Origin of the sequence: Nonomuraea sp. NPDC049684, from assembly GCF_044465345.1 — a bacterium.
Classification (GTDB): domain Bacteria; phylum Actinomycetota; class Actinomycetes; order Streptosporangiales; family Streptosporangiaceae; genus Nonomuraea.
Window position 1 is genome coordinate 98122 of the sequence record NZ_JBITLO010000020.1, and the last position, 21787, is coordinate 119908.

Below are 21787 nucleotides of genomic sequence, written 5' to 3' on the forward strand. Positions count from 1 at the left end.
CGATCAGTTCCGCGTGACGGCGGGAGTGGGCTCGGCCGCCTTGTAGTTACGGGCGCTCGCGTTCAGCCCCGAGGCGACGTTCTCCAGCTCGTCGATGAACGCCGTCAGGGCGTCGAAGATGCCGCGTTCCATCTCGGGCAGCTTCTTGGCCAGCTCCGCGCCGTACTCGTCGTCGCCGAGGGTGTTCCGGTCCCGGTTGAAGGCCGCGCGGAGGTCGGCGCGCACCTGCTCCACGTTCCCCGCGATCAGCTCGTACGTCCTGGCCTCCCGGTACAGCGCCTCCCGCTGCACGTAATAGCCGCTGTAGCCGCTGTGGTCGCTCACGGGGCCGGCTCCACGGGGCCGGGGAAGAACGCGTCGAGCGTGGCCCGCTCCCCGAAGACGTCCTCGTAGGGCAGGTTGTCCGGCATGAGGGGGTCGAGCAGCTGCCTGCTCTGCTCGGAGACCGCGGCGGTGGCCGCGTTGGCCTGCTGCATGATGGCGTCGGCCAGTTGGGTGGGGGACAGGTTGCGATAGGCCCTGGGGTTCAGCTCGATGCCGCGCAACTGGCCGTGGCGGCCGACGGTCACGGTCACCATCCCGTCCGCCGACCGTGCCGTGTGCTCCAGGGCGGAGAGCTCTCCGAACGCTTCGCGTACGCGGGCCACCTGCTGGTTGATCTCGCCCGCGAGCGCACTGACCTCCGCCTCGAACGCGTCCGCCACAGAAGCACCTTTCGCCCGCCTATTACCGCAACGCATCATACGACACCCTTTTTTACAGGATTGGGGGTGTCCGCATCGTTTACCTTCCGTTAACAAAAGTGTCACGAGGTGTCTGAGTAACGTCCGCCGTAGCGCACAAAGACCAGCCAATCCCCCAGGAGCCCGACGCAACCGGCCCCCGCCCCAGCCCCATGCCCCACACCCCACCCGCGCCGACGTGCCACCATCCCATCCGCCAGCGCTCCTCCCCGCCACCCACCACCCCGGCTGCTCCCACGACCGAGCCATTTCGAGACAGCGACAAACGCATAAATGCAGCAGCCGAGAAATAGGACCCCGGCGGCCCGACCCCCAAGAGTCAGTGCTGCGAATATGGGTCTCCGGCGAGTGCGCCCAATGCCTATGGCGTCAACCTCAAGGCGTCTCGTCGTCGTGCCTCGGATAGATCCGCACACAGCGGCCATCGGTGTTGTCGATGACAATTCTTCCGGCGAGAGATCGCTTCAGTCTGAACGTCACGGGATGCGAGTAGCCGATCAGGTTGGAGTACACGGGCTCCTCCCAGGGCCATGGCCGGGGGCAGTCCTTCTCCACCAGGATTCCGATCACCACTTGTGCGGAGGATTCGTCCAGCTCGGTGTCCGTCACTCTCTCGCAGAGTTGAGGGGACCCCTCGGGGGCCCCGAACGTCAAATCGACCGTCAAAGTACGCTCGTCCGCCGACAGGTACGCGATGCCGATCTCATGCCAGGAAGAGGTCGCGCAGCCGGACAGGGTTAACGCCGCGCACACCAGAATGAGGAAAGCCTTGCCAAGATGCATGGGCGCACCCTAGTTGATCATCCGTGACCCCACCACGCATGGCGGATCGTAGGACTGCATCTGGGTGGTCGATCGCCCCAGCCCCCTTCGTCGGCCGGTCAACGGCAGGCGGTTGTGAGGGCGGCATGTGGGCGACACCATGTGGCCCGCTTCATGCGGCAGGAAAGTCCCACTGTTGCCGTGCTTACCTTTCCGATATTTTCAATATTCACCACGAAACCATGGAGTCAAAGACGTATGAACGGTCTTGCGAGAGCTTGTGCAGTCTTCACGGCAGGCGTTGTCCTGGCCTCCTCGTTGGCCGGCTGTGGAGCAATGTGCGAGGCGCAAGCAAAGCAGGACATCGACGAACTCAAGCAGATCGTACTGGAGCTTCTCCCACCGACTGTCGCAGAAACTGTCATGGAAGACGATGACTGCGATTCCGCAAGTGGCGGTTTCCTTACCTTCAGAGCGGATCGCACGATGACTAGCGAGCAGATATTCGAGAAGTTTCTCACCAAAGGGTGGAGCCGAATCGATGATCCACAGGATGGGTGCTTCCGTTGCGTCGACGGGCTCGACGGCGTAAGCACCGAGTGGGATGGCGACGACGTCTATCTGAAGATCAGCAACTCGGAAGATGGCTCCATGGATATCTTGGCGGCGTTCGCATGATGCGCGGCTCGAGTGGCGCTCACTCTCGGTCTTCGGCAATGGAAAGCCCATGGCCTGCGCTGGAAGACGCGGACCTCAAACAAGGGGACATCCATGTCTCCCCGCCAGCAGGCGGGCATCCCGGGGAAGCCCAGCCCGTCCGCGCACACCCACGACAGGCCGGCGGCACAGGCGGGCAGTACCGCCCCCCGGTGGGCGCCCACAGTCTGCCGGGCGTCGCCGCAGCGACGTCCTTGTGTGCCCGGCCGCCTCTCCCTCAAAGGGACGTGACACACCTGCACCCTCGTCACCACCGAGGCCGGCCACCGCGTCCACAGCACTCGCCCGGCCGAGTTCCATTCCGCGATCGAGGAATTCCTCCGCGCCTGAGCCGGCCGGACAACGCCTGGCATGCTGCACTGGATCACACGGCCGAAGGCGACCGGACGCCGCGTCAAATGGCGCACCAGCACGCCGAAGAGCAACCAGCGGCGTGTCTGCGCCGCACAGAACAACGTCGAGAAGTACGGGTCAGACAGGGGGTGGAGTGGTAGGGCGCCCGGGGCTCGAACCCGGAACCTACGGATTAAAAGTCCGCAGCTCTGCCAATTGAGCTAACGCCCCTCGCACGAGCAAGGGTACAGAGATTACCGCCCCGCCCGCGACGCCTCCATCACCGATATGCGGGCAGCCCCGTCAGGGCCTCCCCCAGCACCAGTGTGTGAATCTCCTGGGTCCCCTCGTACGTCAGCACAGACTCCAGATTGTTCATGTGCCTGATCACAGGGTACTCCAGGGTGATCCCGTTTCCCCCCAGGACGGAACGGGCCTGCCGGGCGATGTCCAGGGCGGCCCGTACGTTGGCCAGCTTGCCGAAGCTGATCTGCCTGGGCTCCAGCCGTCCCTCGTCCTTCAGGGCGCCCAGGTGCAGGGCCGTGAGCTGGGCCTGGGCGGCGCCGACGTACATCCAGGCCAGTTTCTCCTGGGTGAGCTGGAACGCGCCGATCGGCTTGTCGAACTGGACGCGGGTCTTCGCGTAGTCGACCGCCGACTCCAGGCAGGCGCGGGCGGCCCCGACGACCCCCCACAGGATGCCGAAGCGGGCCTCGGACAGGCACGACAGCGGCCCCTTGAGGCCGGTGACGCCGGGAAGCACGGCGGAGGCGGGCAGGCGGACGTCGTCGAAGTACAGGGACGAGGTGACCGAGGCCCTCAGGGACAGCTTCTTGTGGATCTCAGGGGCGGAGAAGCCGGGGGTGGAGGTGGGGACGACGAAGCCGCGGACGCCCTCGTCCGTCTGCGCCCACACCACGGCGACGTCGGCGATCGAGCCGTTGGTGATCCACATCTTGGAGCCGTTGAGCACCCAGTCGGAGCCGTCCCGCTTGGCGTACGTGCGCATGTTGGCGGGGTCGGACCCGTGGTCCGGCTCGGTCAGGCCGAAGCAGCCGATCGCCGTGCCGGCCGCCATGCGCGGGAGCCATTCCTCCTTCTGCTCGTCGGAGCCGTACCGCCAGATGGGGAACATGGCCAGCGAGCCCTGCACCGACACGAACGAGCGCAGGCCCGAGTCGCCCGCCTCCAGCTCGCGGCAGGCCACGCCGTAGGAGGTCGCGTCGGTGCCGGCGCACCCGTACCCCTCCAGGTGCATCCCGAGCAGGCCGAGCGAGCCGAGCTCCGGCGCGAGCTCGCGCGCCGGGAAGACGGCCTCCTCGAACCAGTCGCCGACGTGCGGAAGGACGCGGTCGGAGACGAAGGACCTGACCGTGTCGCGGATCAGCCGCTGGTCGCCGTTGAGGCGGTCGTCGAGGCGCAGCAGATCGTCCATGGCGGGTCCTCTCCTCGCGTAAGGGGTTACCAGGGTTCTACCAGGGACAATCCTGATGTGCTAACACCGGCCCCAGGGGCAGTCTTGAGACATGAACGAATACAGCGAGCACAACGTCAAGAAGCTTCGTCGCACCAACAAGGGCCGGGTCGTCGCGGGCGTCTGCTCGGGCATCGGTGAGTACGTCGGCATCGACGCGAACCTGATCAGGGTCGCCCTCGCCATCGCCACCCTGTTCGGCGGGGTCGGCGTCGGCGTGTACGCGATCGGCTGGCTCCTGCTGCCGGACGAGGAGCGGGACACCTCGATCGTCCAGGACCTGATCAGCAAGCAGCAGCAGCGCAACGCCACCGACTGGACCGGCGAGCACAAGCCGCAGCAGTGATCAGGCCGGCGCCTGGGCGGGCAGCTCCTGGGCATCACGGTCGTCCCGGGACTCGGTCCACATCAGGGCGAGCACGGCCGCCGCGATCACTCCGGTGATGCCGGAGAGCGCGACCACCAGCTCAGGACCGAGTCTCTCCGCCGCGAACCCGCCGACCAGGATCCCGATCCCCTGCACGGCCATCAACCCCGACTGCACCAGCCCGAACGCCTGGCCGCGCCGCTCCGGCGGCACGTTCTGGACGAACGCCGCGTTCGCCGCGAGCTGGTACGCCCCGCCGATCCCCGACAGAACCCACGCGGCCAGCACCACCGCGAGCGGCGGCCGGAGCGCCGTCACGGCCAGGGGCGCGCAGCTCAGCATGGCCATCCACCCCATCAGCCGCAGCCGCCGCGCCGGGGTCACGAACCTGCTGAACAGGAACGCGCCCACCACCGTGCCCGTCGGCATCGCGGCCATCAGCAGACCGGTGATCACGGGCACCGGCAGCGACCCCGTGGCGAGTTCGGCGGCATAGGGCACGGCGATGCCCTCAGGAAGGATGTAGAAGCCGCACAACCACGCGAACAGGACAAGCGTTCGCAACCTGCGCGAGCCGAAGACGAGCTGCGCACCCGCCCTGGTCATCGCCCACATCGACGGCTTCGCCCCGTCCTGGCCGGCGGCCGGCCGCGGACGCACCCCGGAGACCAGGATCAGGGCCGAGGCGAGGAACGTGGCCGCGTCGAGCGCGAGCGCCCGGTAGGGGCCCAGGGTGGCGATCATCGCTCCGCCCGCGGCGAAACCCAGCATCTGCACGGCCTGGTTCGTCATGTTCTGCAACGCCGAGCCGACGACGTACCGGTCGCCTTCGAGCACCTCGGGCAGCAGCGCCGCGCGCGCCGCCGAGAACGGGGCGCTGAGCAGCACCACGAAGAACACCAGCACGCACAACGCCCAGAACGGCATGAACGGCAGCGCCATCACGCCGACCAGCACCGCCCGGACGACGTCGCACGTCATCATGACGCCCCGGCGCGCGAACCGGTCGGCCAGCCCCGCCAGCAGCGGCCCGCCGACGATCGACGGAAGGTACGTCAGTGCGTAGACGGCCGCGGTGGCCAGGGGCGACCCGGTGCGGGAGTAGACGAGGACGGCGAGCGCCACCTGGGCGAGCTGGTCACCGAGGAGGGAAAGGCCCTGGCCGTACCAGAGTGCCCGGAACTCCCGGATGGCGATGACCTCGCCGTAGGTGGCCTGGTCTGTCTCGGCACGGCGATGCCGTCCCGGCGGCCTACCTGACTGCATGGCCCCCATTGGACTCCGCTGTGCCTGACTCACCGTGTTCGCTATGTGACCTAAGGTGCCCGATCATGAGGCAAGGCGCAACCCAAAGAAGTCAACGAGCTGCAAAGGGTCACCAGCCCAGTTCGTGAAGTCTGTCATCACTGATCCCGAAATGGTGTCCCACCTCATGGACAACGGTGATGCGCACCTCGTTAACGACTTCATCTTCTGTCTTGCATATCTGACATATGGGATTGCGGTAGATCTCGATCCGGTCGGGCAGGACACCTGAGTACCAGTCGCCGCGCTCCGTGAGGGGGACACCGGTGTACAGGCCGAGCAGGTGGGGCTCTGGCGGATCATCGACGACCGTGACGACGACGTTGCTCATGACGCGGGTGAGCTGGGCGGGGATCGTGTCCAAAGCCTCGGCCACGAGTTCCTCGAACTTCTCCCGCGAAACCTCGATCACGCATGCCATTCTGCCCCGTCAGTCAGGTATGCAAGAAACTGTATGAAGTTCGTTGACAGGTCGAAAGCAGTCATTCGGTCACGTGCAACGAGGGCCGTGGCGGTGCTTCTGGTGGCCGCCGCCGGCGCCTGGCTGGGCATCTTCCTGAGCGGCACCGTGCACGCCCAGGTCGGCCCGGTCGAGACGGGCATGTCGCTCAGGCCCGCCTGGAACGGCGAGACCGTCGTCGACGCCAGCCCTCTCGGCACGCTGACCTTCCGAACCCACGACGCCCCGCTCAGGCTCCGCATCACCCTGGAGAACATCGACCAGGAGCGCGCCAAGGCGCTCATCGAGGACCCCAAGCTGGCCGACCGCCTGCCGGGCCTCATCGAGAGCGACCTCCTGGACGGCGTGCGCGCCCTGGCGATCCGCAGCATGCTCTGTGCCGGGGCGGGGGCCCTGATCGCCGTCCTGATGGTCTACAGGCGCCCCAGGACGGCTCTGGTGGGGCTTCTGGCGGCCTCTGTGGGCCTGGCGGCCACCGGGGCGCTGGCCGCCCTCACGTTCCGTCCCAGCTCGCTCGTGGAGCCGCGCTACTCGGGTCTGGTCGCCGCGGCGCCGTCGCTGGTGGGCAGCGCGGAGTCGATCGTGACGAAGTTCGAGTCGTACCGGTCGCAGCTCACCAAGCTCGTCACGAACGTCTCCAAGCTGTACGACACCGTCTCGACCCTGCCGCTGTACGACGCCGACCCCAATTCCATCCGGGTCCTGCACGTCTCGGACATCCACATCAACCCCATCGCCTGGAACGTCATCCGCTCGCTCAAGGACCAGTTCGCCGTCGACATGATCATCGACACCGGCGACATCTCGGACCACGGGACCAAACCGGAGAACAAGTTCGTCGACGAGATCAGCCGCCTCGGCGTGCCGTACGTGTACGTACGGGGCAACCACGACTCGATGATCACCCAGAGGGCGGTCGAGAGGCAGAAGAACGCCGTGGTCCTGGACGACCGGGTGGAGAAGGTCGCCGGCCTGCGCATCTACGGCCTGGGCGACCCCCGGTTCACCCCCGACAAGTCGGTGGCCGTCGACTCCGACCCGGACGCGCTCGACCAGTTCGCCCGCTCACACCTGTCCAAGGTGGACAAGGCGGACCTGGTGGCCGTCCACGACCCCGTCGTCGGCCGCGGCTTCAGCGGGGCCGCGCCCATGATCCTGGCCGGTCACACGCATGACCGTTCGACGTCCATGCTGCCGTCCGGCACCCGCATGCTCGTCCAGGGCTCGACCGGCGGCGCCGGCCTGCGGGCGCTCGAACACGCCCAGCCCACGCCCGTACAGGCCTCGGTCCTGTACTTCGACCGGGAGACGCGCCGCCTGCGTGCCTGGGACGACATCACGCTGGGCGGCCTGGGGGAGCAGTCGGTGTACATCCAGCGTCACGTGGAGGCCGACCCACAACGTATGATTTCTCCGGAGCCAACGAACGCCCCGTCTCCAACGGGAACGATCACTGGCACCGCGTCACCGACCGCCGGTCAGCCACTTTGGCATCAAGGGCAATCGTCCCCTATGCTTCAGAGGTCTCCGACGGAAGGCGACAGGGAATCCTGAGCCCCCATCGTCTAGCGGCCTAGGACACCGCCCTTTCAAGGCGGCGGCACGGGTTCGAATCCCGTTGGGGGCACTTGCGAGTGTTTGGCGCACCGCGAACCGGCTGGTCGAAAGGCCACCGGAGAGCTGGTAAGCTAAGCAAGCGCAAACAGAAAGAAACGCAAGAAACGCAAGGTCCTGTAGAGCAGTTTGGAGTGCTCGCCACCCTGTCAAGGTGGAGGTCGCGGGTTCAAGTCCCGTCAGGACCGCTCTGGGTCAGGTAGCTCAGTTGGTACGAGCGTCCGCCTGAAAAGCGGAAGGTCGGCAGTTCGACCCTGCCCCTGACCACCAGCCTTTGAATAGCAAGGAAGCCTCGAACGGATTATCGTTCGAGGCTTTTTTGATGTCCGCTGACAGCAACGTCGCCTCCCGGTTTCGGACGGAAGGCCAGGTAGCGGTTGGCCGAATACGGCAACGGGCTGCCTGTGGGGGATCGAATACTGCTCGGGCTTTCCCGCCCAACCTCTCCCCGCGGGCAAGGTCGATCTCGGCAGGCGGCCGCCGCGGAAAGTGAGCACGTACGACTTCGTGTGGGAGGGGGGCGGCGATCCACACGCCGCCGGCCCCGTCCGCGCCGACGGCAGGCAGCCAGGTCTTGTACAACGGCAGGTTCAGCCACCTCCACGCGGTGCCGTCCCAGCGCACGATCATGCCGCGGTTGGGCAGCTCGCAGGACTTGGACCGCTCGAAGGCGGCCTGTGTCATCAGCCAAATGTCGTCGTGGGCGCGGGCCGCCATGCCGTGGAGGCCGCAGGTGGGGAAGGAGGGCAGCCCGGCGCGGGAGGGAGGGGAGCGGTGACCCATGCGGAGCCGTGTTCGTAGAGGGGCTTCGTCGGTGTGTGTGTCAGGGGTGGAAGAGGGTGTTGAGGTCGGTGAAGTCCAGGGAGTTGGCCAGGGTTTCGTAGGTGCCGGTGGTGAGGAGTTCTTCGGCGGCTCTGCGGGCGGCGGTGTAGGCGGTCTGGGCCAGGGCGGTGCCCACGCTGATCCGGCGTACGCCTGCCTGGGTGAGCTCGGCGATCGTGGGTCCGCCGGCGACGGCCATCGCGTTGACCGGGAGCGGGGACTCGGCGCAGAGGGTGGCCAGCGCGTCGAGGTCGAGGAGGCCGGGGACGAAGATGCCGTCGGCGCCGGCCTCGGCGTACGCCGCCGTGCGCTTGAGGACTTCGTCCAGGCGGTCGGCGGAAGGGCCGATGGCGAAGAGGAAGACGTCGGTGCGGGCGTTGACGAAGAGTTCGGGGAGGCCCGCTGCGGACGCCGCTTCCCGGGCGGCGTGCAGCCTGGCGATCTGGTCGGCGAGGTCGAACAGCGGGCCGCCGACGGCCTGGGAGTCCTCCAGGTTGACGCCCACCGCGCCGACTCCGGCCACGGCTCGGATGGTGTGCGCGACGTCCTCGGGGGCGGGGCCGTAGCCGCCTTCGATGTCGACCGTCACGGGGAGGTCCACGGTGTTCACGATGCGCCGGGCGGCGTGCAGCATCTCGTCGCGGGTGAGGTGCTGGCCGTCGCCGTGGCCGAGGGACCAGGAGACGCCGCCGCTGGTCGTGGCGATGGCTGTGGCGCCGGCTGCGGCGATCACGGCGGCGCTGGCGGCGTCCCAGGCGTTGGGGAGGATCAGTACGGAGTCGGCGTTGAGCTTTCTGAACAGATCAGCCTTTTTCGTCGTCGTCGCATCGGTGGAGGGGAAGTTATCCACAGACATGTGGGTGACCGCCTTCGGGGTGTTCGGAATCCGGCACCATGGCTCGGTGGGCGCCTGGTCCGGGATGTTGCCGGGCCGCGAGGTAGGCGTCCATTGATTAAGCTCTGACCGAATCGTGGACCCGCGGGAGGCGGCATGAAGGCGCGGCTGGCCTTTTCGGTGAACGATCTGGCCGAGACCCGGTTCGCCGTCTCGGCCATGTGGGAGGTCGTCACGAGTTGCCGGGCGCTGGCCGGGGCCACGGTGCCCGATCCGCATCGCGGGTGGGCCGGGCAGGTGCGTCCCCGGCTCGCGGCGGCGGGGCTCGATCGTGGCTGGCTGGCCGACATGGTGGCGCCCGTCGGCCATTTCCCGGACTTCCTCAATCCGACGACGGCGTCCCATGAACTGCCCGACGAGCTGGCGGCCATCGAGGCCACCGACCCCGAGCAGGTGCGGCGCGACCTCGACCTGTTGTCCGCCGAGCGGGACGGCCGGCTGCCGCCCCGGTTACGGAACCTGCACCGCAAGCCCCGGGCGTACCTGCCCAAGGTCGTCGCGGAGATCGAGACGTACTGGGAGCTCGCGATCGCGCCCTACTGGGCGCGCATCCGGTCGGTGCTGGACGCGGACGTCTTCCACCGGGGGCGGCAGGTGGCCGAGCACGGCACGGCGCGCACGCTCGACCAGCTCCACCACACCGTGCGCTGGGAGAGTGGCGGCCTCCAACTGGCGCAGCGGCACTGTGCGATCACCAGGATCGAGACCGGCGCGGGGCTGCTTCTCGTGCCGTCGGTCTTCGCGTGGCCGCGGGTGCTGACGCGGTCCGTCGCGTCCGAGCCGCCTCAGCTCGCCTACCCGGCGCGTGGCATCGGCGCGTTGTGGGAGTCGCGGAGGCATGCGCCCATGGACGCGCTCGCCGCCGTGATCGGGCGTTCCCGGGCGTTGATCCTGGCCGAACTCGACTCACCGGCCTCTACCACGGAGCTCGCCGAGCGGTCGGGGATGTCCGCGGCGGGGGTGTCGCAGCATCTCACCGCGCTGCGGGCTGCTGGGTTGACCAGCACTCATCGGGCGGGGCGCACGGTGTTCTACGCCCGTACGGGGCTCGCGGACGCCCTGCTCACGGCTCAGGTGTGACTCAGGGGCACGCTGGTCGTTGCATTTGCGGGGTTGCGGGGTTGCGGGTGATCGTTGGGTGGTTTGGGTGACAGGCCGGACGGGCGGCTGTTCGGGCCGTATGCTCGCTGCTGCGCTGTGGGGGCGGTTCTGGTCCTGTGCTGCTGGGGCTGGTCGGGCGCGTCCACGCGGTCGGTTGGTCGGGCGAGTTCGTGCGGCTGGCTGTCGGGTGGGTTCGCGCCCCCCGGTAACGGAGCCTGGTCAGCCGAAGGCGGAGCCTGGTCAGCCTGAGGTTGGGTCTGGTAGCTCGAGGTGGGGTCTGGTCCGCCTTAGGTGGGCTGTGCGGCGGCGGTGATCTTTTTTGTCTCGATCATCCTGACTATTGTGATCCCCACTGTTCGGGGGGAAGGCGGGCGATGGACGAGGGTCGGGCCGAGGCGTTCCTGGGCAGCCGGTACGTGCTGCTCGACGAGATCGGCGCCGGGGCGATGGGGACCGTCTGGCGGGCGCGGCACCGGGAGACCGGCGAGATCGTGGCGGTCAAGCTGTTGCGCAGCAACCTCGCCGGCGACCAGGACCTGGTGCTGCGGTTCGTGCAGGAACGCAATGTGCTGCGCACCCTTCGCCATCCCCACATCGTCACGATGCGCGATTTCGTCATCGAGGGGGAGCGGCTCGCGCTGGTGATGGACCTCGTCGAGGGCGGGGATCTGCGCGGCCTGCTCCAGCAGCACGGCACGCTGCCGCCGGCCATGGCCGCCGAGCTGATGGCCCAGGTCGCCGAGGCGCTGGCGGCGGCGCACGCGACGGGCGTCGTCCACCGGGACGTCAAGCCGGGGAACGTGCTGATCGACGGGCCTTCGGGGCAGGTGCGGCTGACGGACTTCGGGGTCGCCCGGATCGTTCTCGGGCCGGGGCTGACGCAGACCACCTCGATCATCGGCACGCCCACGTACCTGTCGCCCGAGGTGGCCGACGGTGGTGCACCCACGCCGGCGGTGGACGTCTATGCGGCCGGGTTGATCCTCTACGAGCTGCTGGCCGGGCGTCCGCCGTTCGTGGGCGAGCATCCGATGGCCCTGCTCCGGCAGCATGCGATGGCCATGCCGCGGCGGTTGCCCGGGATGCCCGACGCCCTGTGGTCGGTGATCGCGGCCTGCACGGCGAAGGATCCGGGGGCGCGTCCGGCGGCAGGGCAGGTGGCGGTGGCGCTGCGGGAGGCGGCGCCGGTGGTGGCGGGGCTGGCCGCCTTGCCGCGGGTCGGCAGGGCCGACGCCCCGTCTGCGACGTCAGAGCCACTCCCGGGGCCGCCGGAGTCGGTGCCGGGCCTGCCGTCAGGTCCGCTGGTGGGTCCGCCGCTGGGGTTGCTCCCGGGGGCGGTGCCGGGGCTGCCGCCAGGGTCGTTCCCAGGGGCGGTGCCGCCGCCTGGTTCCTCGTCGGCCGCCGTCGCTGGGGCGCCCGGTGAGCCCGTTCGGGCCCCTGAGCCGCGCGCGGCCTCTGGGGATGTCGCAGGGGCTGGGGCGGCCTCGGGCGTCGCTGGTGGGGACGGCACGGTTCCTTCCGCAGGGCACGCCCAGTTCGGCACTGCTTCTTCTGCAGGGCAGGGTTCCGCCCAGTTCGGCACTGCTCCTTCTGCAGGGCAGGGTTCCGCCCAGATCGGCGCGAATTCTCCCGCAGGGCGGGGTGCTGCTCAGTCCGGGGTGGTTCCTTCCGCAGGGCAGGTCGGCGCCGTGCAGGCGGGTACGGGGGCTGGGGGGTCGCCTAAGCGATCCCGTCGGCGGCTGGTGGTCATCGCGAGCACCACGACGGCGGTGGCGTTGACCGCGGTGGCCGTGGCCGTCATGGCCCCATGGCGGACGCCGGGGGCGGGGGCCGTGAACGACGCGTCCGGGCTCTCGGTGTCCAGGTCGGCTGAGGCGGTAGGCACGCCGACGCCCGTCGGGTCCGGGACGGCGAAGGAGAGCCCCGTCCCGTTGGAGGCGGACGAGGAGACGTCCGGCACCGCGGACGAACCGCTCAAGTCGTCAGCGAAGAAGACGCCGAAGGAGCCGGTCCGCACGCCGGGCACGGCCGTCCAGGAACGGACGCCGAGCACGACGACGGACCCTACGGCGACCCGTACCGCAGACCCCCGCCGGACGTCGGCCGGCCGGAAGACGGAGGCCCCGCACACTGTGGACCCCGGGACAGAGGGTGACGGCGCCCCGCCGCGCAGCTCCCAGCCCGACTGGAAATGCCGTTCGTGGATCACCGTGGGCGGCGGTAGCGGCGTGGAGATGTCGCCCTGCATGGCCATGGTGGGCGACGTCTTCTACCTGATGGGACGCGTCCGGGGGGCGAGCTCGGTCCGCTCGGACGTGCACGTCCAGCTCTACAACACCGACGCGGACCGCAACGTCTCCCAGCCCTTCACGTGCTCGGGGGTGTCCCCGCGGAACGACGGCGAGGTCGCCACCTGCGGCCCGTTCACCACCACCGCGCCGGCCATCCAGGCCAAGCACGACGTGCGGCAACGGTGGCGGCGGACGGGGACGGCGGCGTTCGGCGGCGGCGCGGAGAGCCCCTGGATGTTGTGGTGACGACCAGGGCGAACCGGAAGGCCCGCCGCCGCGCACCCGGCCCCGCTCACGCGTCCCTGGTCAGGGGCGGGGAGAGGGCCGGGTCAGGGGCGGGGGGAGAGGGCCACGGTAGGGGCCGGGCTGGGACAGGGCAGAGGTAGGGGCGTAGGCCGGCGCGCCGCACATCGAGGTCGCGGTGGACCGGGAGAAGGCGGCGGCCGAGGGGCTGTCGGAGGGGGAGGTCGGCCAGGCGGTGGGGTCCGTGGTCAGGGGCGGAGAGAGGGGCGGGGGTGGGAGGGCGGGTTACGGTTTGGTGGTGCAGGTGGTTCCGTTGAGGGTGAAGACGGCGGGCAGGAGGTTCGGGCCGGCGTAGTTGCCGACGAATCCGATCGTGGTCGAGGCCCCCGTGGCCAGGGAGGCGTTGCCGGGCTCGCTGACGGCCTTGACGTTCGAGCCCGTCTGGGTCCAGGTGGCGCTCCAGCCGCTGCCGAGGCTCTGCCAGGCCCTCGGCCAGGTGAAGCTCAGGGTCCAGCCGTTGACCGGGGCGCCGTTGTTGGTGATCTCGACGGCGCCGACGTAGCCGCTGCCCCAGTCGGTCTGGTCGGTGAGCCGTACGGCGCAGGAGCTGGTCGCCGGCGTGCCGGTGGTGAAGGTCAGGGGCGGTGAGGCCCAGGAGACGCCGCCGCCGCTGTCGCGGGCGATCACGTTGACCGTGTAGGTCGTGCCGGGTTTGAGGTTGCCCACCGTGTAGGAGGTGCCGGCGGTCTCGCCGAGCTGCTCGCTGACGGCGCCGTTCTGGCGGTGGAGCTCGTACTTGATGATCGGGCGGGCGCCGGGGGCGGCGGCGGGCCAGGAGATGACGGCGGTCCGGTCGGTGACGTTCGAGGCCGCCGGACGTCCCGGCGCGCCGGGAAGGCCGGCCTGAAGTGCGGCGGGACGCACGACGACGGTGGTCAGCGAGAGCGGCGGCAGGGTCTGGCTGGTGGCGGTGCCGGTGGTCGCGGTGGTGATGGCGGTCGCGCCGTTGACGTGGGTCAGCACGGTGGGCGCGCCCGCGGCCGGCGTGAAGCCCGCGTAGTCCACGGCGACCGGGTACGACGTGTCCGGCGAGGTGTTGATCAGCATGACCGCCAGGTCGCCGTTCGGCCGCCGGACGGCGTGCGCGCTGACCTTGGGCTGGTCGGTCGCCGCCGTGACGAACTGGTCACCGGCCCGGGCGAACGCGCTGACCATGCGCAACGCGTGGTACGGCGCGAACGGCGTGTTCAGCGGCGGCTCGCAGACCCCGGAGGAGTTGCAGACCCCGCTGGACAGCAGCCCGAAGTTCCCGTAGTCGGTGTGCCCTTCGACCTCGGTGACGTTGCCGATGCCGTTGTGCACGTTCCACCAGTCGACGGTGAACACGCCGTTCGCCAGCAGGGTCGCGTAGGCGTCGGCGGCGGCCAGGGCGCCGGGCTGGGTGTTGGTGCCGTTGCTGCTGGAGCCGGTGTTGAACTCGGTCATCGCGATGCCGATCCGGTCCGAGCCGGGCCCGGCGTACGCGGCGAGCTGCTGCCGGGTGAGCCGGATCATGTCGGGGGCCTGTCCGGCCTTGTCCAGGGCGCCGGGGTACCAGTGCAGGATCACGAAGTCGATCTTCGGCCCGGCGAGGGACAGGACGACCTTGTTCCAGCTCCCGTCGTCGCCTTCGGCGGTGATGGCGTCGGGCCAGTTGGCTGGGGTGGTCAGCACCGCACCGATCTTGATCGTCGGGTCGGCCGCCTTCATGGCGTCGGCGTAGGCGACGACGTGGCGGGCGTACTCGGCCGGGCTCTTGTCGGCGTGGTCGTCGGCCTCCCAGGCGCTGCCGTAGTGGCCGTTGCCGTAGTTCTCGTTGCCGATCTCCCAGTACTTGACGCCGTAGCCCTTGGTGACGTTGGCGTGCCGGACCCAGGCGGCGGCCTCCTCGGCGGTGCCGGTGCCGTAGTTGGCGGTCACCATGGCCTGCGCGCCGGTACGCCGTACGCCGCGCATGAAGGTGTCGAAGTCGGTGTTCGGGGCGACGTACCCGCCGGGGGCGGTGTGGTCGGCCCAGTGGTAGATGTCGGAGTAGGAGCCGCCGGGGTAGCGCAGCAGCTTGACGCCGGCGTCCTTGAGGAGGTCGGCGGTCTGGTCGGTGCCCAGGTTCGCGTCCCAGATCGCATGGTTGGAACCGATGCCGGTCTCGGGGGCGGTGGCCAGGGCGGCGCGGGCGTTGACGGTCACCGTGACGGGGGTGACGTCGTCGGCGCGCGCCGGGGGAGCGATCAGCGTGGTGAGGGTCAGGAGGGCCGCGGTCGCGGCCCTGGGCAGGATCTTGCCAGGCATCGGGGTACCTCGCCGTGGGTAGCGGTATGGCTCGACGCCCCCTCCTGACCAGGAGGCAAGCATGATCATGCGACGTGGGGTCCGGCCCGTCAATCGGCGCTGAAACTTTCACGGCGGCCAGGCGGGCCTGAGCGGGCCCCGGCCGGTCAGGCGGGCTTGAGCAGGCCCCTGTCGTAGGCCGCCGCGACGGCCGCCGCCCGGTCCTTGACCTCCAGCTTGGCGAAGACGTGCAGCAGGTGTGTCTTCACGGTGGCCTCGGTGACGAACAGCTTCCTGGCCACCTCGCGGTTGGTCGCGCCGCGGGCGATGAGGCCGAGCACTTCGAGCTCCCGCGGGCTGAGCGCGCGCTGCTCCGGGGGGTGCGCGTGCCGCGTCAGCACCCCGGCCACGGCCGGCGACAGCACGCTCTCGCCGCGGGCCGCGGCCAGCACGGCCCGGCGCAGCTCGGCGCGCGGCGTGTCCTTGAGCAGGTAGCCGGTGGCGCCCTGCTCGATCGCGGGCACCACGTCGGCGTCGTCGCCGAAGGTGGTCAGCACCAGCACGTGCGTGCCGGGGCACTGCTCGCGCAGCCGGCGGATGAGCTCGGCGCCGCTCGGCCCCGGCATGCGCAGGTCGAGGAGCACGACGTCGGGGGCGGTGCGCAGGGCCACCGCGAGCGCCTCGGCGCCGTCGGCCGCCTCGCCGACCACCTCGAAGCCGTCGGTCTCGAAGATGCCGCGCAGCCCGTCGCGGACCACGGGGTGGTCGTCGACGATGATCAGGCGTACCGGCATGGGCTCACGTTCCCGGGTCGGCGGGGATGGCCGGAACGGTAGCGGAGATCCCCGTGCCCTGGCCAGGGGCGCTCTCGACGGCGAGGGTGCCGGCCAGGCGGGTGACCCGCTGCCGCATCGCCACCAGCCCGAACCCGCCGTCCGGGCCGCCGGCGGAGCCCGGGGTGAAGCCGGTCCCGTCGTCGCGGACGTCGAGCGCCACCACGTCCTCCATGTACGACAGCGTGATCCCCACCCGGGAGGCCCGCGCGTGCTTGCCCACGTTGGCCAGCGCCTCCTGCGCCACCCGCAGCAACGTGCTCTCCACCTCGGTGTGCAGCGGCCGGGCGTCGCCCGTGACCGACACCGAGGCCGGCACCTCGCAGGTTCGCGACCAGACCGCCGCCACCTCCGACAGGGCGGTCCCGAGCTGCGCCGCCGTCGCCAGCGGCGCCGGGCGCAGCGCCTGGACCGAGCGGCGCGCCTCGGTCAGGCTCTCCCTGGCCAGCTCCCGTACGGTCGCCAGCCGCGCACGCACCGCGGGCACCGCCATGGCGTTCCCGGGAACGGCCCGGGCGACGGCCTCGTCGGCGGCCTCCAGCTGGGTGAGGATGCCGGTCAGCCCCTGGGCCACGGTGTCGTGGATCTCCCGGGCCAGCCGTTGCCGCTCGCCCAGCACGCCCGCCTCCCGGGCCTGGACCAGCAGCCGGGCCTGGAGGTCGGCGTTCTCCTCGGCGAGCGCGGCCAGCCTGGCGCTCTTCTCCTTGAGCTGCGCGTTCTGCTCGGAGACGGTCTGGAAGACCAGCCCGGTCATGGACGCCACCAGCACCCCGACCACGAACGAGGCCAGCAGTTCGACCGGCGTGCGACCGGTCGGCGGACGGGCGGCGACCAGCGTCCCGACCGTCACCGCGATCCCGGCGTACGCCCACAACCCCGGCAGCAGCGCGAAGCACTGGACGAACACCCCCACCCCGGTCACGGTGAAGACCGGGTCGATCCGCACCAGCGCCGCGACCACCGCCAGCAGCACCACGAAGTACCCGGCCGCCACCCACGCCCGCGCCGTCCAGCCGGGACGGAAGGCCACCACGAACCAGTGCCAGGCCGCCGCGAACAGCGCGAGGGCCAGCACCTCGACCCGCCACGTCCGCAGCAGCGAGAACAGCGCGGGAAGCAGCACCAGCAGGTACGGCAGCGCCGCGGTGGCCCGCTCCCACCGGCTCACCACCGCAGGGCCTTCACCGCGAGGCCGCCCGCGACGGCGCTGACCGCCACCATGATCCCGAGAGCGAGCGGCGGGAGCACGCCGGCCGACCAGCCGTCGCGGATCGCCTGGACGGCGGGCGCCATGGGCGTCAGGTCCCCGATCGCCCGCATCGAGGCCGACATGGTCTCGCGCGGGATCACCGCGCCGGACAGGAACACCATCGGGAAGAACAGGGCGAGCCCGATCACCGTCGCCGCCCGCCCGCTGGGGGCCAGCGCGCCCAGGAGCAGCCCGACCGCGCCCAGGCTGAGCGCGCCGAGCAGCCAGGCCAGCAGCACGCCGGGCAGGCTGGCGGGCGCGCCCAACCCGTAGCCGGCCACGCCCAGGACGACCAGCAGCACGCTGCCGAGCACCGCCAGCAGCATGTGCGCGGCCCACTGGGCGCCGCACAGCATGAACGGCGTGGCGGGCGTGGCCCGCAGCCGCTTGAGCACCCGGCGCTCCCGGTACTGGGCCAGCGTGGCGGGCAGGACGACCAGCGCGGCCAGCCCCACGACGAAGACGGTCAGCATCGGCACGGTGGCGTCGACCAGCCGCTCGCCGCCGGGCAGCGGCCGGTCGCCGCCGCGCAGCTTGACCCAGAGCATGACCAGCGGGAAGCCCAGCGCGAAGTACGCCGACATCGGGTCGCGCAGCCCCAGCCTGAGCTCGACGGCGACGACCCTCGTGAAGCCCTTCATGCCTCGGCCCTCCCGGTCAGCGTGAAGTAGGCGTCCTCCAGGGAGGCGGCCCGCGCCCGGCCGATCAGCTCGCGCGGGCTGCCCTCGGCCACGACCCGGCCGCGGTCGACGACGGCGATCCGGTCGCACAGCGCCTCGGCCTCGTCCATGAAGTGGGTGACCAGGACGACGGTGATCCCGCGGTCGCGCATGGCCCGGATCAGCCCCCAGGTGGTGCGGCGGGCGTCGGGGTCGAGGCCGGTGGTCAGCTCGTCGAGCAGGACCACCTCGGGGTCGCCGACCAGGGCCAGCGCGATGAACAGGCGCTGCTTCCAGCCGCCGGACAGGCCACCGAAGCGGGCGTCCTTCCTGTCGGTGAGGCCCCATTCGTCCATGATGGCCCGCCAGTCGGCCGGGTGGTCGTACAGGGAGGCGTAGAGCCGCAGGGCCTCGCCGACCTTGATGCCGTCGGGGAGCGCGGCCTCCTGCAACTGGGCGCCGACGCGCTGGAGCAGCGCGCGCCGGTCGCCCTGCGGGTCGAGGCCCAGCACCCGTATGCGGCCGCCGTCGGGACGCCGCAGCCCGGACACGCACTCCACGACCGTCGTCTTCCCGGCGCCGTTGGGCCCGGCGAGCCCGAAGATCTCGCCGCGTCCCACGCTCAGGGAGAGGCCGTCGAGGGCCCGGGTGTGCCGGTAGCTCTTGCGCAGGTCGTCGATCTCGATAACTGTCATGAGCCGAGCATCACGCGGGAGCGGCGTCCCGCCCATCCACCGATCGGGGGATGGGCGGGACGCCGCCTCGGGTCGTCACTTCGACAGGTAGAGGGTCTTCCAGGTGCCGGCGTACAGGCAGTTCAGGGACGGCTTGGAGCCCTTGCCCTCGGCGCAGACCTTCAGCTCGACCTGGTAGACGTCGTGGTACTCGAAGGAGAACGGCTTGGCGGAGCTGTAGGAGCAGTTGCGGACGCTGCGCTCCTTGTTGGGCAGGTTGCTCCCGTCGCGGTAGGTGATGCGGAAGACCGCCCAGCCGCAGGAGGAGTCCTTGCGGGTGCGGTCGGTCAGCTTGCCGGAGATCCGCACCACGTCGGCGGTCGGCAGGTCGGCGTGGTCCTCGCCGGTCGCGCTCAGCGAGCCGGTCGCCTTGGCGGCGTGACCGGGGGCGTAGTAGGGGCCCCATGGAGCGGCCGAGGCGGCCTGGGCGGGGGAGGAGGCGAGCGTGACCAGGGCCGCGGCGGCGACACCGGTCAGGACGGCGGCGGTACGGGAGGCGGTCATCGAGGGGTTCCTTCCTCTCTGGGATGACCACACAGTGCATTGGCCCGATTTCAACCGGCTTGCGGGGCCGCTTGCAAACTAGTTGTATTTGTACTGCCGGGTCGCGACCCGGTGGGAGCCGTTGTAGACCGACGCGCGGTACATGCTGATCGACTGGTCGCCGTGCTCGGCCTTGCCGCAGGTGTTGAGGCCGGCGAGCTGGTGGATCTCGTAGCGGGCGGTCGGGTCGCCGGCCACGAAGTACTCGGCCCGCGCCTGGTACTCGTCGGCTCTGGTGTCGCAGGCGAAGACGTACGTGTCGCGCTCGTGGAAGCACACGCTCGCTCCGCCCTTGGTGTACGAGCACAGCTCCGCACGGCCCCGCGCGGCGGCCGGGGTGACGCCGGTGTCGCGCTTGACCGGGTATTTGGTGAGGTTGCGGACGGTCTTCCAGCGGCCCACCCGGACGCGGTGGTTGCCCTCGTAGACGGCGGCCCGGAACGTCACGGTCCTGCCGATCTCGCGGTTGCCCCGGATCTCGCCCTTGCCGCCCAGGTTGTGGATGACGTACTTGGTGCCCAGGTACTCGTTCAGGTGGTACTCGACGGCGGCGTGCAGCTTGTCGTTGCGGGTGTCCTCGACCCAGATGCCGGGCCGGTCGCTGCCGTCCGGGCCCACGCACACCTCGGCGCCCTTGATCCGCATGCAGGCGGGCTCTGCCGCGGCGGGGGTGCTGGTCAGCGGGGTGGTGGTCAGAGAGGTGGTGGTCACCGGGGCCGGCTCCCGGACCGTGGCGGCGGCCGGGCGGGACTCACCCCGGGCCACGGCCCCTCCCGTGGTGAGCGCGGCGGCCGTCATCACGGCCATGGCTACGAGTTTGCGACCTGACGCCACTTCGGTCTCTCCAGTCTCGTGGATCACACACCGGGCTGTGCATGAGTGTGACGCGAGAAATGCCGGAGTGGTTCGTAAATATGCGATTTGGGCCTTCGGTAGGTTGGACGGATGGCGGACCGGCATGCGTGACGAACGGCTGCGGGAGATCGCGGCGAAGCTGACCGAGGTGCCCGGCGTGGTGGCGGTCGCGCTCGGCGGAAGCCGGGCGCGCGGCACCCACCGGCCGGACTCCGACATCGATCTGGGCCTGTACTACCGGGGGCCGCTCGCCGTCGGCGACCTGCGCGCCCTCGCCCTGGAGACCACCGGCGAGCCGACCGAGGTGACCGAGCCCGGCGGCTGGGGCCCGTGGGTCGACGGCGGCGGCTGGCTCACCGTCGAGGGGTGGCGGGTGGACTGGATCTACCGCGACCTCGACCGGGTGCGCCGCGTCTGGGACGACTGCCGCGCCGGACGGTACGAGATCGGCGTCCAGGCGGGCCACCCGCTGGGCTTCTACTCCCACGCCTACGCGGGCGAGGTGGCGCTGTGCAAGGTGCTGGCCGACCCGTCCGGCGAGCTGGCGGCCCTGCGCGCCGAGACGGCCGCGTACCCGCCCGCGCTGCGCGAGGCGCTGGTCCAGGGGTTGTGGGAGGCCGGCTTCTCGCTGACGATCGCCGAGTACGGCGCCGCCGGACGCGACCCGGTGTACGCCGCCGGGGCGCTGTTCCGCGCGATCGGCGTCGCCTGCCACGCGCTGCACGCGGCCGACGGCGCCTGGCTGATCAACGAGAAGGGCATGGTCGCCGCCGCCGGCCGGCTGCCCTCGGCGCCGGCCGGGTTCGGCGAGCGGGCCCAGGCGCTGCTCGCCGGGGTCGGCGGCACGCCGGAGGAGATCACCCGTACGGTGGCCGCCGCCGAACGGCTCGTCGCCGACGTGCGGGCCGCCTGCGGGGTGTGATCAGGCGTTCTCCCTGGCCCTGGCGGGGGCCAGCGTGGTCAGCAGCAGCAGGAGCGCGCTCTGGGCGAGCATGCCGGGCGCGAGCGGCGGGGCCGGGCCGACGGACTTGGTCAGCGCGTACCACCATTGGGTGAGGGGGGAGAGGGTCTGCCAGGTGTCGGCGTAGCGCGGGTCGAAGGCGCCCATGTCATGGTTGGCCGAGATGTGCGCGTACACGCCGTAGGCGGAGGCGAGCAGCACCACCAGCGCGATCCCGCGGACGACCTTGAGGGTGAGGCGCGAGGCGTCCAGGGCCAGCAGCACGAGCGCGGACCCGAGCGCCAGCAGCGCCACCCAGGGAACCAGCTGCTGCCAGGACTGCCAGTGGCGTTCGAAGGCCAGCTCCAGGCCGGCGCCCAGGATGCCCAGCGCGACCAGTCCGAAGAGCCCCAGACGTACGGTGACGGCGCCGAGCCGTCCGATCTGTGTTTGCGCGTTCGTTGGAGGCACGGGCACCACGTTGTGCCTCCGGTCTCAGAGACATCTCAGGAATAAATGAACGTTCAATGAGAATCGCGA

The 21787-nt window shown here is 70.4% G+C and carries 21 protein-coding genes and 4 tRNA genes; 9 read left to right on the top strand and 16 right to left on the bottom strand.

Going from position 1 to position 21787, the window contains the following annotated elements; translation table 11 throughout:
- Window positions 1–3: 3 nt before the first annotated feature.
- From ACIBST_RS42640 to ACIBST_RS42650, 3 genes are all read right to left on the bottom strand, one after another.
- Window positions 4–324, bottom strand: coding sequence for a hypothetical protein (locus ACIBST_RS42640; protein WP_397179210.1), 321 nt, complete (start codon window positions 322–324; stop codon window positions 4–6).
- Window positions 321–704, bottom strand: a complete 384-nt coding sequence (locus tag ACIBST_RS42645; RefSeq protein ID WP_397179211.1) for a YbaB/EbfC family nucleoid-associated protein — start codon at window positions 702–704, stop codon at window positions 321–323. The genes ACIBST_RS42640 and ACIBST_RS42645 overlap by 4 nt, the downstream gene beginning before the upstream one ends.
- Window positions 705–1118: 414 nt before the next feature.
- Window positions 1119–1526 carry a hypothetical protein gene (locus ACIBST_RS42650; RefSeq protein WP_397179212.1) on the bottom strand — a complete coding sequence of 136 codons (408 nt, stop codon included), beginning with the start codon at window positions 1524–1526 and terminating at the stop codon, window positions 1119–1121.
- A gap of 237 nt (window positions 1527–1763) precedes the next feature.
- Between ACIBST_RS42650 and ACIBST_RS42655 the strand changes: the two genes are divergently transcribed.
- Window positions 1764–2183, top strand: coding sequence for a hypothetical protein (locus tag ACIBST_RS42655; protein ID WP_397179213.1), 420 nt, complete (start codon window positions 1764–1766; stop codon window positions 2181–2183).
- A gap of 527 nt (window positions 2184–2710) precedes the next feature.
- Here ACIBST_RS42655 and ACIBST_RS42660 read toward each other — a convergent pair.
- Both ACIBST_RS42660 and ACIBST_RS42665 read right to left on the bottom strand, forming a co-directional pair.
- Window positions 2711–2786 (bottom strand) — tRNA-Lys (locus ACIBST_RS42660).
- Between the two features lie 49 nt (window positions 2787–2835).
- A complete protein-coding gene (locus ACIBST_RS42665) occupies window positions 2836–3990 on the bottom strand; it encodes an acyl-CoA dehydrogenase family protein (RefSeq protein ID WP_352360961.1) in 1155 nt (384 codons plus the stop codon).
- A 91-nt stretch (window positions 3991–4081) separates the two neighbouring features.
- Between ACIBST_RS42665 and ACIBST_RS42670 the strand changes: the two genes are divergently transcribed.
- A complete protein-coding gene (locus tag ACIBST_RS42670) occupies window positions 4082–4375 on the top strand; it encodes a PspC domain-containing protein (RefSeq protein WP_397179214.1) in 294 nt (97 codons plus the stop codon).
- Here the strand turns inward: ACIBST_RS42670 and ACIBST_RS42675 are convergent, their stop codons facing one another.
- Together ACIBST_RS42675 and ACIBST_RS42680 are read right to left on the bottom strand one after the other, a co-directional pair.
- A complete protein-coding gene (locus ACIBST_RS42675) occupies window positions 4376–5662 on the bottom strand; it encodes an MFS transporter (RefSeq protein WP_397179215.1) in 1287 nt (428 codons plus the stop codon).
- Between the two features lie 109 nt (window positions 5663–5771).
- The gene (locus ACIBST_RS42680) at window positions 5772–6122 is read right to left on the bottom strand and encodes a metallopeptidase family protein (protein WP_397179216.1); all 351 of its coding nucleotides are present in this window, start codon (window positions 6120–6122) and stop codon (window positions 5772–5774) included.
- 87 nt (window positions 6123–6209) lie between these two features.
- Between ACIBST_RS42680 and ACIBST_RS42685 the strand changes: the two genes are divergently transcribed.
- From ACIBST_RS42685 to ACIBST_RS42700, 4 genes are all read left to right on the top strand, one after another.
- Window positions 6210–7715 (top strand): metallophosphoesterase, encoded by a 1506-nt coding sequence (locus ACIBST_RS42685; RefSeq protein WP_397179217.1) that lies wholly within the window; start codon window positions 6210–6212, stop codon window positions 7713–7715.
- Window positions 7716–7788: transfer RNA gene (locus tag ACIBST_RS42690), tRNA-Glu, on the top strand.
- Between the two features lie 100 nt (window positions 7789–7888).
- Window positions 7889–7963 (top strand) — tRNA-Asp (locus ACIBST_RS42695).
- A gap of 5 nt (window positions 7964–7968) precedes the next feature.
- Window positions 7969–8045 (top strand) — tRNA-Phe (locus ACIBST_RS42700).
- Window positions 8046–8598: 553 nt separating this feature from the next.
- Here ACIBST_RS42700 and ACIBST_RS42705 read toward each other — a convergent pair.
- Window positions 8599–9453 (bottom strand): isocitrate lyase/phosphoenolpyruvate mutase family protein, encoded by an 855-nt coding sequence (locus ACIBST_RS42705; RefSeq protein WP_397179218.1) that lies wholly within the window; start codon window positions 9451–9453, stop codon window positions 8599–8601.
- 135 nt (window positions 9454–9588) lie between these two features.
- On the opposite strand from ACIBST_RS42705, the gene ACIBST_RS42710 reads away from it, so the two are divergent.
- Window positions 9589–10572, top strand: coding sequence for a DUF5937 family protein (locus tag ACIBST_RS42710; RefSeq protein ID WP_397179219.1), 984 nt, complete (start codon window positions 9589–9591; stop codon window positions 10570–10572).
- A 395-nt stretch (window positions 10573–10967) separates the two neighbouring features.
- Complete coding sequence (locus ACIBST_RS42715; RefSeq protein WP_397179220.1) at window positions 10968–13130, top strand: protein kinase; 2163 nt, start codon at window positions 10968–10970, stop codon at window positions 13128–13130.
- Window positions 13131–13412: 282 nt separating this feature from the next.
- Here ACIBST_RS42715 and ACIBST_RS42720 read toward each other — a convergent pair whose 3' ends face one another.
- From ACIBST_RS42720 to ACIBST_RS42750, 7 genes are all read right to left on the bottom strand, one after another.
- The gene (locus tag ACIBST_RS42720) at window positions 13413–15455 is read right to left on the bottom strand and encodes a cellulose binding domain-containing protein (RefSeq protein ID WP_397179221.1); all 2043 of its coding nucleotides are present in this window, start codon (window positions 15453–15455) and stop codon (window positions 13413–13415) included.
- A gap of 146 nt (window positions 15456–15601) precedes the next feature.
- Window positions 15602–16228 (bottom strand): response regulator transcription factor, encoded by a 627-nt coding sequence (locus tag ACIBST_RS42725; protein ID WP_352360982.1) that lies wholly within the window; start codon window positions 16226–16228, stop codon window positions 15602–15604.
- Window positions 16229–16232: 4 nt separating this feature from the next.
- Window positions 16233–17435 carry a sensor histidine kinase gene (locus ACIBST_RS42730; protein WP_397179222.1) on the bottom strand — a complete coding sequence of 401 codons (1203 nt, stop codon included), beginning with the start codon at window positions 17433–17435 and terminating at the stop codon, window positions 16233–16235.
- Window positions 17432–18157, bottom strand: a complete 726-nt coding sequence (locus ACIBST_RS42735; RefSeq protein WP_397179223.1) for an ABC transporter permease — start codon at window positions 18155–18157, stop codon at window positions 17432–17434. Before ACIBST_RS42735 ends, ACIBST_RS42730 begins: the two co-directional genes overlap by 4 nt.
- The gene (locus tag ACIBST_RS42740; protein WP_397179224.1) at window positions 18154–18870 is read right to left on the bottom strand and encodes an ABC transporter ATP-binding protein; all 717 of its coding nucleotides are present in this window, start codon (window positions 18868–18870) and stop codon (window positions 18154–18156) included. The genes ACIBST_RS42735 and ACIBST_RS42740 overlap by 4 nt, the downstream gene beginning before the upstream one ends.
- A 75-nt stretch (window positions 18871–18945) precedes the next feature.
- A complete protein-coding gene (locus ACIBST_RS42745) occupies window positions 18946–19413 on the bottom strand; it encodes a hypothetical protein (protein WP_397179225.1) in 468 nt (155 codons plus the stop codon).
- 78 nt (window positions 19414–19491) lie between these two features.
- The gene (locus ACIBST_RS42750; protein ID WP_397179226.1) at window positions 19492–20259 is read right to left on the bottom strand and encodes a hypothetical protein; all 768 of its coding nucleotides are present in this window, start codon (window positions 20257–20259) and stop codon (window positions 19492–19494) included.
- A gap of 151 nt (window positions 20260–20410) precedes the next feature.
- Between ACIBST_RS42750 and ACIBST_RS42755 the strand changes: the two genes are divergently transcribed.
- The gene (locus tag ACIBST_RS42755) at window positions 20411–21229 is read left to right on the top strand and encodes a nucleotidyltransferase domain-containing protein (protein WP_397179227.1); all 819 of its coding nucleotides are present in this window, start codon (window positions 20411–20413) and stop codon (window positions 21227–21229) included.
- Here ACIBST_RS42755 and ACIBST_RS42760 read toward each other — a convergent pair whose 3' ends face one another.
- A complete protein-coding gene (locus ACIBST_RS42760) occupies window positions 21230–21718 on the bottom strand; it encodes a hypothetical protein (RefSeq protein ID WP_397179228.1) in 489 nt (162 codons plus the stop codon).
- Between the last annotated feature and the right edge of the window lie 69 nt (window positions 21719–21787).

What these genes read in the sequence shown, in the direction of transcription:
- ACIBST_RS42650 (WP_397179212.1), bottom strand. Translation starts at nt 1,526, where the DNA reads ATGCATCTTGGCAAGGCTTTCCTCATTCTGGTGTGCGCGGCGTTAACC.
- ACIBST_RS42655 (WP_397179213.1), top strand. Translation starts at nt 1,764, where the DNA reads ATGAACGGTCTTGCGAGAGCTTGTGCAGTCTTCACGGCAGGCGTTGTC.
- ACIBST_RS42665 (WP_352360961.1), bottom strand. Translation starts at nt 3,990, where the DNA reads ATGGACGATCTGCTGCGCCTCGACGACCGCCTCAACGGCGACCAGCGG.
- ACIBST_RS42670 (WP_397179214.1), top strand. Translation starts at nt 4,082, where the DNA reads ATGAACGAATACAGCGAGCACAACGTCAAGAAGCTTCGTCGCACCAAC.
- ACIBST_RS42675 (WP_397179215.1), bottom strand. Translation starts at nt 5,662, where the DNA reads ATGCAGTCAGGTAGGCCGCCGGGACGGCATCGCCGTGCCGAGACAGAC.
- ACIBST_RS42680 (WP_397179216.1), bottom strand. Translation starts at nt 6,122, where the DNA reads ATGGCATGCGTGATCGAGGTTTCGCGGGAGAAGTTCGAGGAACTCGTG.
- ACIBST_RS42705 (WP_397179218.1), bottom strand. Translation starts at nt 9,453, where the DNA reads ATGTCTGTGGATAACTTCCCCTCCACCGATGCGACGACGACGAAAAAG.
- ACIBST_RS42710 (WP_397179219.1), top strand. Translation starts at nt 9,589, where the DNA reads ATGAAGGCGCGGCTGGCCTTTTCGGTGAACGATCTGGCCGAGACCCGG.
- ACIBST_RS42715 (WP_397179220.1), top strand. Translation starts at nt 10,968, where the DNA reads ATGGACGAGGGTCGGGCCGAGGCGTTCCTGGGCAGCCGGTACGTGCTG.
- ACIBST_RS42720 (WP_397179221.1), bottom strand. Translation starts at nt 15,455, where the DNA reads ATGCCTGGCAAGATCCTGCCCAGGGCCGCGACCGCGGCCCTCCTGACC.
- ACIBST_RS42725 (WP_352360982.1), bottom strand. Translation starts at nt 16,228, where the DNA reads ATGCCGGTACGCCTGATCATCGTCGACGACCACCCCGTGGTCCGCGAC.
- ACIBST_RS42735 (WP_397179223.1), bottom strand. Translation starts at nt 18,157, where the DNA reads ATGAAGGGCTTCACGAGGGTCGTCGCCGTCGAGCTCAGGCTGGGGCTG.
- ACIBST_RS42740 (WP_397179224.1), bottom strand. Translation starts at nt 18,870, where the DNA reads ATGACAGTTATCGAGATCGACGACCTGCGCAAGAGCTACCGGCACACC.
- ACIBST_RS42745 (WP_397179225.1), bottom strand. Translation starts at nt 19,413, where the DNA reads ATGACCGCCTCCCGTACCGCCGCCGTCCTGACCGGTGTCGCCGCCGCG.
- ACIBST_RS42750 (WP_397179226.1), bottom strand. Translation starts at nt 20,259, where the DNA reads ATGGCCGTGATGACGGCCGCCGCGCTCACCACGGGAGGGGCCGTGGCC.
- ACIBST_RS42755 (WP_397179227.1), top strand. Translation starts at nt 20,411, where the DNA reads ATGCGTGACGAACGGCTGCGGGAGATCGCGGCGAAGCTGACCGAGGTG.